General features: G+C 72.2%; 12 protein-coding genes. 6 read left to right on the plus strand and 6 right to left on the minus strand.

Annotated elements, in window-relative coordinates; all coding sequences use genetic code 11:
* Nucleotides 1–251: 251 nt before the first annotated feature.
* Genes VGL20_08615 through VGL20_08630 form a run of 4 tightly spaced genes read left to right on the plus strand, consistent with a single transcriptional unit; the run spans nt 252 to nt 4,379 of the window.
* Nucleotides 252–1,634 carry a biotin/lipoyl-binding protein gene (locus VGL20_08615; GenBank protein HEY2703738.1) on the plus strand — a complete coding sequence of 461 codons (1,383 nt, stop codon included), beginning with the start codon at nt 252–254 and terminating at the stop codon, nt 1,632–1,634.
* Nucleotides 1,635–1,636: 2 nt separating this feature from the next.
* Nucleotides 1,637–2,314, plus strand: a complete 678-nt coding sequence (locus VGL20_08620; GenBank protein HEY2703739.1) for an ABC transporter ATP-binding protein — start codon at nt 1,637–1,639, stop codon at nt 2,312–2,314.
* Nucleotides 2,311–3,528, plus strand: coding sequence for an ABC transporter permease (locus tag VGL20_08625; GenBank protein ID HEY2703740.1), 1,218 nt, complete (start codon nt 2,311–2,313; stop codon nt 3,526–3,528). The genes VGL20_08620 and VGL20_08625 overlap by 4 nt, the downstream gene beginning before the upstream one ends.
* A gap of 50 nt (nt 3,529–3,578) precedes the next feature.
* The gene (locus tag VGL20_08630; protein ID HEY2703741.1) at nt 3,579–4,379 is read left to right on the plus strand and encodes a hypothetical protein; all 801 of its coding nucleotides are present in this window, start codon (nt 3,579–3,581) and stop codon (nt 4,377–4,379) included.
* Nucleotides 4,380–4,447: 68 nt separating this feature from the next.
* Here VGL20_08630 and VGL20_08635 read toward each other — a convergent pair whose 3' ends face one another.
* The 6 genes from VGL20_08635 to VGL20_08660 form a co-directional block, all read right to left on the minus strand.
* Complete coding sequence (locus VGL20_08635) at nt 4,448–7,006, minus strand: pyruvate, phosphate dikinase (GenBank protein ID HEY2703742.1); 2,559 nt, start codon at nt 7,004–7,006, stop codon at nt 4,448–4,450.
* Nucleotides 7,003–7,677: a hypothetical protein gene (locus VGL20_08640; GenBank protein ID HEY2703743.1), complete on the minus strand. Its 675-nt coding sequence runs from the start codon at nt 7,675–7,677 to the stop codon at nt 7,003–7,005. Before VGL20_08640 ends, VGL20_08635 begins: the two co-directional genes overlap by 4 nt.
* Before the next feature lie 200 nt (nt 7,678–7,877).
* Nucleotides 7,878–8,168, minus strand: a complete 291-nt coding sequence (locus VGL20_08645) for a BMC domain-containing protein (protein ID HEY2703744.1) — start codon at nt 8,166–8,168, stop codon at nt 7,878–7,880.
* Between the two features lie 74 nt (nt 8,169–8,242).
* Nucleotides 8,243–9,661 carry a hypothetical protein gene (locus tag VGL20_08650; GenBank protein ID HEY2703745.1) on the minus strand — a complete coding sequence of 473 codons (1,419 nt, stop codon included), beginning with the start codon at nt 9,659–9,661 and terminating at the stop codon, nt 8,243–8,245.
* Nucleotides 9,662–9,744: 83 nt separating this feature from the next.
* Nucleotides 9,745–10,134, minus strand: coding sequence for a PEP-utilizing enzyme (locus VGL20_08655; protein ID HEY2703746.1), 390 nt, complete (start codon nt 10,132–10,134; stop codon nt 9,745–9,747).
* A 176-nt stretch (nt 10,135–10,310) separates the two neighbouring features.
* Complete coding sequence (locus VGL20_08660) at nt 10,311–11,321, minus strand: hypothetical protein (GenBank protein HEY2703747.1); 1,011 nt, start codon at nt 11,319–11,321, stop codon at nt 10,311–10,313.
* A 421-nt stretch (nt 11,322–11,742) separates the two neighbouring features.
* Here VGL20_08660 and VGL20_08665 point away from each other — a divergent pair, with 421 nt between their 5' ends.
* Both VGL20_08665 and VGL20_08670 read left to right on the plus strand, forming a co-directional pair.
* On the plus strand, nt 11,743–12,054 hold the full coding sequence (locus VGL20_08665) for a BMC domain-containing protein (protein HEY2703748.1): 312 nt from the start codon (nt 11,743–11,745) through the stop codon (nt 12,052–12,054).
* Between the two features lie 146 nt (nt 12,055–12,200).
* On the plus strand, nt 12,201–14,513 hold the full coding sequence (locus VGL20_08670; GenBank protein HEY2703749.1) for a helix-turn-helix domain-containing protein: 2,313 nt from the start codon (nt 12,201–12,203) through the stop codon (nt 14,511–14,513).
* The last annotated feature ends 220 nt before the right edge of the window (nt 14,514–14,733 follow it).

The following is a 14,733-nucleotide window of genomic DNA, read 5'->3' on the forward strand; positions in this document are numbered from 1 at the left end:
CCGCCACCGCGAGCTGCGCACCCTCGGCGACGTCTCGGTGCGCTTCGAGGGCACCGCCGAGCAGCACCGCACGCTGTTCCTCGCCGACCCCTCGAACAACGTCATCGAGTTCAAGCACTACGACGACCCGCGCCTGCAGTACTGACACTGCGACGGTTCGGTGACGGCCGCTTCCTGTCAGGGAAGTGAAAGAGAGCCGGTCCGACCATGGCGGGGTCCCATCGACCATCAGATCCCATCCGGAGGACGTCATGAACCTGAAGCGCCTCACCCGCCGCCGCACCATCGCCGCCGGCGCAGCCGTCGCGGTGATCGCGGCCGGAGGCGGGGTGGTGTGGATGCGACACGGCTCGGCCGCCGCCACCCAGTACCGCACCGCCGCGGCCACCCTCGGGACCGTCACCCAGAGCCTCTCGCTCACCGGGAACCTCGCCCCGCTCGGGGAGAGCGACCTGAACTTCGGGAGCTCCGGGCGGGTCGCCTCGGTGACCGCGCAGCCCGGCCAGGCGGTCAAGGCCGGCCAGGTTCTGGCCACTCTCGATCCCAGCTCGCTGCAGGCCGCGGTCACCCAGGCGCAGGCCACCCTTGCCAGCGCCCAGGCCAAGCTCTCGCTGGACCAGGCGGGCCCGACCGCGCAGAACCTCTCCCAGTCGCAGGCGTCGGTGCGCAGCGCCGAATCCCAGCTGCAGAGCGCGCAGACCGCGCTCGCCGACACCGAGGCGAACAACGCCCTGGCGGTCCAGCAGGCCCAGGCCCAGGGAGGGGACGCCCTGGCGAACGCCCAGGCCAAGGCGCGGCAGAGCAACGACCAGGCCCAGGCCCAGGTGAGCTCCGCCCAGGTCCAGCTCCAGAACGCGCAGCAGTCGCTCGCGGCGCTCCAGCAGGGCACCACCCCGCAGCAGCTGCAGATGGACCAGAGCCAGGTGCAGATCGCCCAGATCAACGTCGACAACGCGCAGAAGGCGCTCACCCAGGGCACCCTCACCGCCCCCGCGGACGGGGTGATCGGGGTGGTGAACCTCACCACCGGTCAGACCATCTCCAACGGCGGCAGCGGCTCCAGCTCCAGCTCCAGCTCGTCGACCACCCCGCAGATCTCGGTGCTCACCCCCGGGGCCTTCCAGGTCACCGGCACGGTGAGCGACACCCAGGTGAACCAGATCGCCGTCGGGCAGCGCGCCCTGGTGACCCCCGCGGGCGCCACCCAGGCGGTGAAGGGCAGGGTCACCCAGGTCGCCGCGGTGGCGACGGTCGCCTCCGGGGTGGCCACCTTTCCGGTGGTCGTCGTCCTCGACGGCACCAACCCCGGCCTCCACGCCGGGGTCTCGGCCTCGATCACCGTGGTCGTGAACCAGGTGGTCGGGGTGCTCACCGTGCCCACCAGCGCGGTGCGCGGCTCCAACGTCCAGATGCTGGTGAACGGCCAGCCGCAGACGGTCCCCGTGACCACCGGCGCCTCCGACTCCATCCGCACCCAGATCCTCTCCGGCCTCAACGCGGGCGACAGCGTGGTGATCGCCACGGTGAGCAGCACCGTGCCCACCAGCACCAACCCCACCGGCGGCGGGTTGCTCGGCGGTGGCGGCGGGCGCGGCGGGGCCGGTGCCCTCGGCCGCACCCTGGGAGGTGGATGACGATGGGCGAGGTGCTCCGTCTCGAGCAGGTCTCCAAGATCTACGGCAGCGGCGACGCCGAGGTGCGGGCGCTGGACGGCGTCAGCCTCACCGTGAACGAGGGCGACTTCGTCGCCGTGGTCGGGCCGTCGGGCTCGGGGAAGTCGACGCTGATGAACATCCTCGGCTGCCTCGACAACCCCACCGCCGGCCGCTACCTCTTCGCCGGCGAGGACGTGTCCGGAATGAACGCCGCAGAGCTGGCCCACATCCGCAACAGGCGGATCGGCTTCGTCTTCCAGCAGTTCCAGCTGCTCAAGGACCTCTCCGCCTGGCGCAACGTCGAGCTTCCCCTCCTCTACCGCAGCGCTCGCGACCGCCGCGGCACGGCGCTCCGGGTGCTCGAGCAGGTGGGGCTCTCCAACCGCGTCGACCACCGACCCAACCAGCTCAGCGGCGGCCAGCAGCAGCGTGTCGCCATCGCCCGCGCGCTGGTCACCGACCCCGACCTGGTCCTCGCCGACGAGCCCACCGGCAACCTCGACTCCGCCTCCAGCCGGGACATCCTCGCCATCCTCCGCCAGCTCAACGAGGCGGGACGCACGGTGGTGCTGATCACCCACGACCCCACGGTCGCGGCGGTCGCGAAGCGGGTCGTGTACACGATCGACGGGCACCTCGACGAGGAGGCCGCGGCATGAGCCTCAAGCACACCCTGATGACCGGGCTGCGCGGCATCCTCGGCCACCGCCTGCGCTCCATCCTCACCACCCTGGGCATCCTGTTCGGCGTCGCCGCGGTGATCTGCACCGTCGGCATCGGCCAGGCCTCCTCCGACCAGGTCAACGCCCAGATCGCCTCGCTGGGCACCAACCTGCTCACCATCACCCCGGGCAGCACCAGCACCGGCGGCATCTTCGGCGGTGCCGGCAGCGCCAGCACGCTCACCATGACCGACGCCAACGGGCTCGCCGACAGGGCCAACGCCCCCGACATCCAGGCGGTCGCCCCGGTCGTCCAGGCCCGCGAGACCCTGGTCAGCAGCTCCACCAACTGGAGCACCACGGTCAGCGGCAGCACCCCGGCATGGCTCGTCGCCAACGCCCGCAGCCTGCTCACCGGCAGCTTCCTCACCACCGCGGACGTCACCGATCACGCCCAGAAGGTGGTGCTCGGCAGCACCACCGCCGCCGACCTCGGCGCCGCCGTCGGCGACTCGGTGACCATCGGCAAGGTGCCCTTCACCGTCGTCGGCATCCTCAACACCGTCGGCGGCCAGGGCTTCCAGAACGGCGACGACCTCGCCGTGGTGCCGGTCACCGCGGCCCAGGACCTGCTCACCGGGGGCAGCCCCAACAGCGTGCAGCGGATCCTGCTCAGCTCCACCAGCTCGAGCACGCTGGGCTCCGCCTACCAGGAGGCGACCCAGCTCCTCACCGTCACCCACAACGTCAGCAACCCCGCCGCCGCCGACTTCACCATCCAGGCGAACAGCTCCTTCCTCAGCACCGCCCAGTCGGTGACCACCACCCTGACCATCCTGCTCGCCAGCGTGGCGGCGATCTCGCTGCTGGTCGGCGGCATCGGGGTGATGAACATCATGCTGGTGTCGGTCACCGAGCGCACCGGCGAGATCGGCCTGCGCAAGGCCCTCGGCGCCACCCCCGGCGACCTGCTCCGGCAGTTCCTCGTCGAGGCCGGCGCGCTGAGCGTCATCGGCGGTGTGCTCGGCGTCGGCGCCGCGCTGCTGGCCGGCCGGCTGGTGCCGCACTTCACCACCATCGGCGTCACCATCACCGTCGCCCCGGTGCTGATCGCGGTCGGCGTCGCCGCCGCCGTCGGCCTCATCTTCGGGGTCTATCCCGCGGCCCGCGCCGCCAGGCTCGCGCCCATCGAGGCGCTGCGCGCCCAGTGATGCGTCGCTCCCCCATCCGACCGAACCTCACCTCCAGGAGATCCTCTGTCATGAAGCGCCTCGTCCTCACCGCCGCAGGAACTGCGGCGGTGCTCGCCCTCGCCGCATGCGGCGGCACCTCCGCGGCGACCGGCTCGACCTCGTCGTCGTCCACCACCACCCGCGCCGGTGGCGGCAACGGACCCGGCGGCCTCGCCCGGCGAGGCACCGCGGGGACGCTCGCGCAGATCAACGGCACCAGCCTGATCCTCACCGACACCACCGGCACCGACGTGACCGTCGACTACACCAACACCACCACCATCACCCAGACCAAGACCGGCGTGCTCGCCGACATCGTCCCGGGGAGCTGCCTGGTGGTCACCGGGCAGAAGGACGCCACCGGCACCCTGGTCGCCTCCGGCGTCCGCCTCAGCCCGCCGGTGAGCGGCGCCTGCCCCGCGGGCTTCGGCAACCGCGGGCCCGGCGGCGCCAACGGCGCCCGGCCCAGCCCCGGCGGCACCCCACGCGCCACCCCCGCGCCCGGCCAGCCGGTGCCGTCGTTGGTGGCCGGGAAGGTGACCACGGTGAACGGCACCGCGGTGACCCTCCAGCCCACCACCGGAGCCGCCCAGACCGTCACCGTGCCCACCACCGTCCCCGTGGCCGAGTCGAGCGCCGCCTCCGCCTCCGACCTCACCCAGGGTGACTGCATCCAGGCCACCGGGCCGAAGGACTCCACCGGCAAGGTCACCGCGACCAGCCTCTCGATCGTGCCCGCCGGTCCCTCCGGCTGCTTCACCGGCGGCCGCGGCTTCGGCGGCGCCGGCGGCTTCGGCCGTGGCGCCGGCGGCGGTGCCGCCGGCGGCTGAGCCCCGGCGAGCCTGTGGCCGGCGTGGACGGGTGCGTCCACGCCGGCTCGGGCGAGGTGAGAGACGGATCAGGAGGCGCGCGTCGCCGGCGCCTTTCCGAAGGCGAGGCGGGCCGGCCGCACCTCGTCGCCGTCGACCGCGAAGAGCCGGAAGCCGGTCCGGTGGAGGGAGGCGGCGATCTCCTCGGACACCGGCCCGGAGAGACGCATCCCCACCTCGCAGCGGGGATGCTCGGCGGCCGCCGCCGCCACCACCGCGAGGATGCCGTCCAGGGTGGGGTCGATGGCCAGCCGCGGGTCGGTGTCGATGAGCCCGCGCTTCACGTAGTCGTCGAGAGGACGCGAGGTGAGCAGCTGGCGCGCCGGGATGCCGAACATCGCCGCCTGCATCAGCCGGACCTCGAGCCAGACCACGTCGCTCGCCGCGGCGATCCCCGCCGAGAGCAGCCCGCCGCGCGGGCTGGTGAGGTAGGTGCCGACGCCGACCCGCCCGTCGACGGTCTGGCGGCTCAGCTCGCGCAGCGCCCGCGCCTCGAGCGGGTCGGAGACGTGGCGCACCGCGAGGTGGAGGCGGCCGCGGTGGCCGCTGCGCTCCGCCGCCTCGGCGAGGCCGGCGATCTGGGCGGCGAGCAGCGCGGGCATGCCCACCGGCACCGAGAGCTGCGGACAGTGGGTCAGCAGCTGGGTCTGCTGCATCAGCTCCCGGGCCTCGTCGGCCTGGAAGTCGATGGCGCGCACCCCCACCTCGGCGTCGCCGGCGGCCCGCAGCAGCGGCTGGAAGACGTCGGCGATCACCGCCCGCACCCGGGTGAGGTCGAGGGCGTCGAGCTCGCGCTGCTCGATCAGCGCCGCGACCAGCTCCTCGAGGTGGCCGGTGGTGGCGAGCACGTCGTCGATGCTGGTCACCACCCCGGTGGCGCCCCGCCGCAGCACCGTCTCCACCTGCTCCGGGGTGGTGACCCGGCCGAGGATGCGGCAGCCGGCGAGCCGGTCGGCCTCGTCGAGCAGGACGCCGAGGTCGGCGCTGGCGGCGGCGGGCGCGGTCATCGGCAGGGCGCCGCGGAAGAGCTCGCCACTGAGCCCGTCGATCGAGACCGGTGCGCCCTCCTCCACCACCGTGGCGCCGACCGCGAGGCGGCCGCGGTCGGGCTCGATGCGTGCCTCGCCGCAGCCCACCACGCAGGGCTTGCCGAGGGCGCGCGCCACCACCGCGGCGTGGCTGGTGGCGCCACCGGTGGCGGTGAGGATGCCGCGGGCGGCGATCATGCCGTGGAGGTCGACCGGGCTGGTGATCGGCCGCGCCAGGATGACGTCCTCCCCGTGCGCCGCCCGCTGTGCGGCCCGGTCGGGGTCGAGCACGAGGGTACCGCTCACCTGCCCCGGCGAGGCGCCGACGCCGGCGGTGAGCAGCCGCCCGTCGGCGCGCGCCCTGGCCGCCGACCCGGCGGCGAACTGGGGGCGCTCGAGCTGGCGGACCTGGGCCGTGCTCACCGCCCCGAGCGGGCCGCCCGGGGACAGCCGTCCCTCGCGCAGGAAGTCGGCGGCGATGCGGATCGCCGCCTCCGGGGTGCGCTTGGCGCTGCGCACCTGGAGCAGGTAGAGGCGGCCGCGCTCCACCGTGAACTCGATGTCGAGGACGTCGCCGTGGCTCTGCTCGAGCCGGGCGCAGTGGCCGCTCAGCTCCTCGAAGATCTCCGGCAGGCGGAGGCTCGCCGAGGCGATCGGCTCGGGGGTGGCGGTGCCGGCGACCACGTCCTCGCCCTGGCCACCCTCGAGGTACTCGCCGTAGAGCCGGGGGTCGCCGGTGACCGGGTTGCGGGTGAAGGCCACCCCCGACCCGGAGGGCCGGCCGAGGTTGCCGAACACCATCGACTGCACCACCACCGCGGTGCCGAGGTCGTGCGGGATGCGGTGGAAGTCGCGATAGGTGACCGCGCGGCGGTTGTTCCAGGAGCGGAACACCGCCTCGATGGCGCCGCGCAGCTGGAGGAGCGGGTCGCCGGGCACCTCCTCCCCCACCTCCTCGACGAGGGCGCGCTGACAGGCGGCCCACAGCCGGTCGTAGACCACGGCGGGGTCGGGGCAGGCCGGCGCCCGCTCGGCGAGCTCCTCGGCGGCCCCGGCGATCACGTCACCGGAGGCGCCGAGCACGATCTCCGAGTACATGCGGTGGAAGCGCACCAGCACGTCGGCCATGAACCGCACGCCGCCGCCGGCCACGGCGACGGCGACCGCGGTCTCGCGGTTGAGGCCGAGGTTGAGCACCGTGTCCATCATCCCCGGCATCGAGACCGGTGCCCCGGAGCGCACCGACAGCAGCAGCGGGTGCGGGCCGGCGCCGAAGCACTTGCCGGTGTGCCGCTCGAGGGTGCGCAGGTGCTCGAGGACCTCGGTGAACAACCCCTGGGGGATCGCTCCCTGCGAGGTCACGCTGCGGCAGGCGTCGGTGGTGATGATGAACCCCGGCGGCACCGGGAGGCCCTCGGCGGTGAGCCGGGCCAGGCCCGCGCCCTTGCCGCCGAGCAGCCCCACCGAGCGGTGGTCGGCCTCGCCGAAGGCGAGCACCTTGCGCACCACCTCGAGTGCCGCCGCGGGCACTCCGACCTGGACGCCGGCCGCCTCGCTCACTCCGCGCGCGACCGTCCCATGGTGCGCAGCAGGTCCTCGTGGAACTCGAACCAGACGTTGTGCACCGAGTCGACGGTGGGGGTGGAGACGTAGGTGGTGTCACCCTCGTCCACCCGCCGCATCGCGGCGTCGAGGCGCCGCGCGTAGCGGTCGAACCGGGGCTCGTGCTCGGCCAGCCCCCGGAGGATGCCGGCGAGCCGCTGCACCGCCCGATCGACCTGGGTGATCACCCGGGCGTCGTACTCGGGATCGCCGTGGTCGTTGGTCACCTTCCTGCCGCCGACGTCGACCTGGTGCCAGGCCGCCAGGGCGTCGAGGAAGCGCCGGTTGACGGCCTCGAACCGGTCCGCCATGTCGACGACCTCGGGGTCCTCACGGAGGCCGGCGTAGCAGCTCGCGGCATAGCCGGCCACCTCGTCCTGGGCGCGGTCGCCGGCGAGTGCCTGCTCGCCCACCAGCACGATCAGCCCGTCCCTCTCCAGGTCGGCCATGACCCCGTTCACCTCGGTGAGCGGCAGCCCGGTCGCCGAGCTCACCGAGCCGGCGCTGGCCATCTTCTTGAGGACGATGCTGTTGAGGACCTCGAACTGGGGCCGGTCGAGAGACCCGCCGGTGGCCGCCGGCGTGGGCAGGACCTCGACCCGGAGATCGTTGTGCGCCTCGCTGTCCATCTCACAACTCAGTGGGCGGGTGGATGAGGCGTCATGTTCGGCGAAACCGCCGCGGGTGGCGATGGGGGACCCGGACAATCTCCCGTTGTCGACACTATCTCCGCGCGACAACCGATCGCGACGGCGCCGGGGACGGACGCGGAAGAGCCCGAACGCGGCCGTCTCCGGTGCGTTCGGGCCCTCCGGGGCGGCCCCGGCGCTCAGCGCACCGGAGCCCGGCGGAGCACTCCGCCGATGTCCTCGTGGGGACGGGGGATGACATGCGCCGAGACCACCCGGCCGATCCGGCCGGCGGCGGCGGCGCCGGCGTCGACGGCGGCCTTGGTGGCGCCGACGTCACCGCGCACGATGATCGTGATCAGCCCGCCGCCAGGCTGCTGGCGCGCCACCAGCACGACGTTGGCGGCCTTGACCATCGCATCCGCCGCCTCGATGGCCGCCGCCAGGCCCACGGTCTCGACCAGCCCCAGGGCGACGCCATGGTCAGCCATCGGGTGGGCGCCTCCTCAGCAAACCACGCAGCCGGGAGCGCGGGCCTGCGCCCGCGCTCCACGGCCGGTTCCTTCTACAGCCAGCGCCCCTTGGAGGCGCGGAGGTCGGCATCCTGCGAGAACGGCAGGTAGCCGGCGCCCGAGAAGATCTTCTGCGGGACCACCACCTGCACGAAGTTGCGCTTGGTGATCTCGTAGTAGTACTGCGACACCCGGGAGTCGATCTCCCAGAAGTCGAACTTCCGGCAGACCTCGTCGTACACCCCGGCGCGGCGCAGGTGCGGGAGGATCATCTCGATGTAGTAGCTGTAGATCCCGTTGGTGCACAGCTGGCGGCGCGACATCTTCGCCGTCTTCTTGTACATCTTGAAGGTCGAGTCCTGGATCTTCTCGATCTCGGGACCGACGTCCTTGATCGGCAGCGACCTCACCTCGCCCATCGGCGTGTCGAACTTCTCGCGGGAGAAGATCGCGCCACCGGTGATGTACGGGATGTAGTTCTTGGGCAGGGTGAAGGTGGTGGAGATGTCGTTGACCCGGATCTCGCGCGTCCCCATCAGGTTGGGGTCGATCACCACCGCGAGCGTGTACGCGTGGGGAAGCCCCTCGCAGATGTCGCTCCAGTGGAACACCTCCTCGTTGCAGAAGAGGTCGCGGATGATCAGGATGCGGCCGTCGGGCAGCGGGTAGGGACCGGTGTCGCCCAGGCCCAGCCGGCAGTCGTAGTGGTCGAAGAAGGCGAGCAGCTCGGCGGTCGCGTTGAACTGGGTGAACTGGTTCGCCCGCTCCGAGCCGGGCTCGAAGTTCTCCACCTGGTTCATGACCATGTCGATCACCGACTGGTCGTGGATCTGGCAGCGGTAGCGGTCCTGGGAGTTGAGGATCAGGCCGTCCTGGCGCTTGCCCCAGAGCACCCGCTGCATGAACTTGAGGATGATGTTGGACTCCTCGACGTAGTCGTCGGCGTCCATCACCTCGAGCGCGAGCAGCCCGCACCGCCCCATGCCGAAGGCGACCGCGCCCAGGCACCAGTCGTGCACGCAGTTGATCTTGGTGCCGATCTCCTTGCGTGCGCTCGCCCCGATGTCGATCACACCCTGCGCCCCGATCTGGTCGGTGACGTAGCGCATGATCTCCGGGTAGCGGTAGAACTCGTTCATGAACGCCAGGATCTCGTACTCCTGGCGGGGGATCATGCCCGACACGCCCTCGGTCGCCCGCATCACCAGGACGTCCCAGATGTTCCAGGCGAGGTAGTTATTCAGGTCGTTGAGCTCGTCGAGGGTGAACTGGTCGCGCAGCACATCCTCGTGGCTGACCTTCTCGAGCACCCCGCTCTTGGCGCGGGCGCGCATCTGCTTGTCGCCCTTGATTCCGTCGACCACCGGCTCCATGCCCTTGAAGTTGCCGGTGTAGACCAGATCCTGGTAGCGAAGTCCGTCGTCGTCGGGCTGATACCGCTTGGTGAATTCGGCCTGACCCGACCGCTCCATGACAGCCACAGGACTCTCCTCCCGAGTTTGGTGTGGGACCCGTGCCCCCTGCCTCTCGGGCGGGGGCTGCCGGCGGCCCGTGGTTAATCGCTCAGCAGCACCTTGCCGGTGTCGGCGTCGTCACATGCGAGGACGACGTTCTTGCCCTCGAGGCGCTCGCGGATGGCCTCGAAGTGGCTGTCATCGGTCTCACCGGGGACGTACCGGGAGTCGCTGTCGGGAAGGTGGACGGTCATCACGCACGGGGTCTGGAACTCGCGCGAGAGGATGCCCAGGTGGGACTCCGGCGCGCCCGACATGGTGATCACGCCGATGGCACCCATGCTCAGGGCCGGCGCCAGGAACGTCGTGGTGCCGCCGCGCACCAGGAGGATGTGCTGCTTCAGCTTCCCGGACTGGATGAGTCCGATGACGTCCTGGGGGGAGCCGAGGTACTTGACCACGCCACTCGGCCGTTTGTCGGTCTCGAACACGTTGTATCCCTGTGCCAGGACCTGGGCTGTCTCCAACATGGGCCACCTCCAACTCGTGGTTCTCCCGCGGTTCGGGACCGGTCAGCGAGAAGCGATGTTCGCGGAGCCGGGCCGGAGCGTCCATCTGCGTCCCGGACAGAGATGGGCACGATCCGTTGTCCGGCGCGGACAAGTCGTCACCGGGCGGCGCCCAGGGCGCTCCGGCCGCCGGGGTGGGCCAGGTCGGACAGCGTCTGCACGCCGAAGAAGTCCTGGATCTCGCCGTGACCGGTGAGCCCCCGGCACTCCCAGCGGGCGAGGACGTTGTAGCCGACCACGTTGGGCCAGGCGTTCCAGGGGAAGGCGGTCATCGCCCGTCCGCGCAGCTCCCAGGTGCGGTCGCGGCTGTCGACCAGGCGCAGCGAGACGTCCTCGGGGTAGCGGCCGCGGCGCCGGGTGCGCCCGCTGCCCGCCTTGAGGCCGAGGACCTCGCCGTCCTCGAGCACGTAGCCGTGGGTGAGGCGGAGCTCCTCGGCGCCGGTCGCGGCGTCGAAGTCGAAGATGGCGTGCATCGCCAGTTGCGGGGAGAAGTGGGCGTGCAGCCAGCTCATGGTGTGGGCGTGGCGCTCGCCGCGCGGTCCCCAGCTGTGGTCCATGGTGGTGACGCAGTCGAGCGGGTGGCGCCGGCCGCGCAGCACGACCTCCCCGCGGGCGTGCCCGGTCTGGTCGAAGTGGCCGTTGTAGGCGGTGCCCCAGGCCCAGGCCCCGGACTCGGCCTGGGCGGCCGCCGCCATCGGGTCCATCTCCGGGTCGTGGATGTCGAAGGGCGGCATCAGGCCGGTGAGGGTGAAGTGCACCTCGGTGCCCTCGCCGTCGTCGTAGTCGACCTGGTACGAGAGCGGCCGGTCGATCGCCCTGACGCTCAACCCGTTGGCGAGCCGGTAGTCGGCGAGGTCGGTGCCGGCCGGGATCGGCAGGTGGACCTGCGAGTCCCAGTAGTCGGCGTCCTGCGGAGTCTCCACCCGCCCGGTGTTGAGGTTGACGGTGGAGAGCACCACCCCCAGCTCGGGGCGGAAGAGAGCGTAGATGCCGCCGTTGAGGGGGATGTCGGGGTTGTAGAACCCGAAGTAGTTGGTCTCTCCCCAGGGCGGCCCGGCCGCAGGATCGGAGGTGGGCTCGTGGAACGAGATATCCCGGGCCGTGATCACGCTGAATCCTCCATCCAGGGCCGGTGGGACGGCTGGAGCCATGATGGGGGGCGTCGCCGCCCAGCGGCCAGGGACACCGGGGATAAGCACAGGCGGGGGGATCCTATCCGCGAGGGCTAATGCCAGCCCGCCGCGGGATCGATACAACTGGTGCCGCGGCCGCCCTGGCCGCGACCGGTCCGCCGGTCCCGACGGTCAGGAGCAGAGCGTGTCCCTGGACCCGGAGGAGGGCTCCCACCCCGTCCCCGACGTCGCGGTGGACGGGCCGGACGCGAACGGCGGCGACGGCCAGGGCCGGCGTACCGGTCGCGGCCGCGCCCGCACCGGCCCGGTGCCGGCCCCCGCCCCCACCCAGGAGGGTGACCCGCGTCCCGCCAGCGATGAGGTGAAGGTCATGAGCCCGACGTCCAACGGTCACGGCATCCCCGTGGGGGCCCTGGGCCTGGTCGAGACCCGGGGCCTGGTGGGCGCCATCGAGGCCGCCGACGCCATGGTCAAGGCCGCCAACGTCCGCCTCATCGGACGCGAGCAGATCGGCGGCGGGCTGGTCACCGTCATGGTCCGCGGCGACGTCGGCGCGGTGAAGGCCGCCACCGACGCCGGTGCGGTCGCCGCCGCCAAGGTCGGCGAGGTGATCTCCGTGCACGTCATCCCCCGCCCTCACGAGGAGGTGGAGGTCATCCTCGGCAGGGATGCCAACGCCGCCGCCGCCGCGAGTGCCTCCAGGTCCTGACTGCACCGGCGGGTTCGGGCGATGCGAAGGGGCGTTTTGCGGCCTCGACTAGTTGAAAGAGTGGATGCGAACCCCCATCGCGGCGCGCTACTGTCGGGCACCCCGATCACGTTTCACGCGTTTCGCGTCCCCTGAGGTCCTCAGCGATGTCTGAAAGTGTGACAACGATGTGCCGCCCCGGGGGCGAGGAGGTGGCCTCAAACGGCCACGGCGGCGGCCGGCGCCCCGAGCCCGGCGACCGTGTCCTCGCCCTCGTCTCCCGGCTGCGCCAGGCCGCGCCGGGCTCCCAGCCGGAGCTGGCCGCGCTGGTCGCCGAGGTGACCCCGGAGGCGCTCGGCGCCACCGCGGCGGTGCTGCTGGGACGGAGCGCTCGGGGCTGGTGCCCGCTGGAGGGCTCGCGCCGCACCTCCGGCCAGGCGGTCGTGCCCGAGCCGCGGCTGCTCGACAGCGTCGCCGGCGACCGCAGCCAGTGGTACGACGGCGGCCACGCCCTGCTGCTGCCGGTGCGCGCCGGCACCGTGATGCTGCTGCTCACCGGGCTCGAGGGCGGGCTGCCCGGCTTCGAGGACGCGGCCACGGTGCTGACCATGGCCATCGACCTGATGCTTCGGGCGATCGAGCAGCGCGAGGTGGTGTGCCGCACCCGCGAGGAGGTGTCGGCGCTCCAGCAGGTGGCCACCGAGATCCTCTCGGTGCGCGACAGCGCCGAGGTGCTTCTCTCCATCACCCACACCGCCCACCGGCTGCTCAACTCGGATATCGCCGGGGTCTTCCTCCGCGAGGGCGACGACATGGTGATGCAGAGCTGCGTCGGCAACCGCCGCATCGAGACCGCCCGGCTGCGCATGACCCGCGGCCAGGGCCTCGCCGGCCGGGTGCTGCAGACCGGGCAGCCGGTGCAGGTCGACGACTACGTGCACGCCGAGGTGATCAGCGGCGACTTCATCCCGCTGGCGCAGATGGAGGCGGTGCGCTCCGCGCTCGGCGCCCCGCTCACCGTCCGCGGCGAGATCATCGGTGTGCTCGAGGTGTGGCGGCGCCGGCGCTCGGTGTTCACCCCCCACGAGGTCCGCCGCCTCGTCGCCATGGCCAGCCTGGTCACCATCGCCATCGAGAACGCGCGCCTCAACGACGCCCAGGCAACCAGCATGCGTCACCTCGAGGCCGCCTACGCCTCCCTGGAGCGCCAGGTGGACACGCTGCGCCAGTCGACGATGACCCAGCGCGTGCTCATCCAGCTGCTGCTCGAGGGCGAGGGGCTGGCCGCGATCGCCCGCACCATGTCCACGCTGACCGGCGGGCGGGTCGCGATCCTCTCCAACACCCTGGACACGCTCGCCAGCCACCCCCACGACCTCGACCTCACCGCGGTGCGCGCCGAGCTGCGCCGGGTGAAGCGCGACCGCAACAGCTCCGGGCTCACCACCCTCAAGCTGCGCGACGACAACTGCTGGCTGTCGGTGCAGGGCATCCAGGCGGCGGGCGAATCGTTCGGCTGCGTGTGCCTGATCAGCGACGAGCCCCCCGGCGACGCGCTGGAGATCGCGGTCGGCCAGGCGGCGCTGGTGGGCGCGCTCCACCAGCTCGAGCAGCGCGCCGCCGACGAGGCCCGCGCCGACGCCCGCGACGAGATCGTCTGGGACCTGCTCCACGGCTCCAACGAGTACCAGCGCGCCGCCGCCAGCCGCGCCGAGCGGATGCACATCGACCTGCGCCGCCCCCACCGCGTCTTCTGCTGTCAGCTGCAGCGCATCGAGGCCATCGCCCGTCTCGAGGGCATGGACACGGCGCGCACGGACCGGCTGCGCCACGAGGTGCGCGCGGTGGTGCAGAGGGTCTGCGCCGAGAGCGGCAGCCCCGACCTGGTGAGCCTGCGCGGCAACGACATCGTCGCCGTCGCGCCCTGCCTCGACAGTGCCGCCGCCCGCGCCCTCGCCGAGGCGGCGACCGCGCAGATGACCGCCCTGCTCCCCGGCCTGGTGACGCTGTGGGGGGTGAGCCGTCCCCACGACAGCCCCTTCGAGTACCGGGTCGCCTACAAGGAGGCGTCGATCGCGCTGCAGGCGGCCAGCCGCCTCGGCGGCCAGAACCGCACCTCGATCTTCGACGAGCTCGGGGTGGTGCGGCTGCTGCTCGCCCCCAGCGACCAGCCCGACCTCGCCGAGTACGTCGACGAGGTGCTCGGGCCGGTCATCGAGTACGACCGCCGGCGCGGCACCTCGCTGATCAAGACACTGCGCGCCTACCTCGAGTCCGACTGCTCGCTGAGCATCGCCGCCCGCGGGCTCTTCGTGCACCACAAGACGCTGCGCTACCGCATCGACCGCATCCAGGAGCTGACCGGCCTCGACCTGCGCCACAACGAGGACCGCTTCCGCGCCGACCTCGCCCTCCGCATCCTCGAGGTGCCGGCGCTCCGCGATGCCCCGGTGGCGGAGTCGCAGGCCCGCACCCGGTGAGCTGAGGGCTGCGGCCCCGCCCTCTCCCAGCACATGGGTGCATTTCATGATAGGCTCGCTGTCATGTGATCGACCCTGCGTGGAGGACGGAGCGATGGGCGACGAGAAGCCAGGAGTGACCCCGGACGCCGACGTCGAGGAGGAGGCTCCGGACGAGGGGACGACCGGGGCCGGACGTCCCGCGGGGGATTCCTCCCAGGAGGGCTACTCCTCCACCAAG

It is taken from the genome of Candidatus Dormiibacterota bacterium, from assembly GCA_036495095.1.
Lineage (GTDB): Bacteria > Chloroflexota > Dormibacteria > Aeolococcales > Aeolococcaceae > CF-96.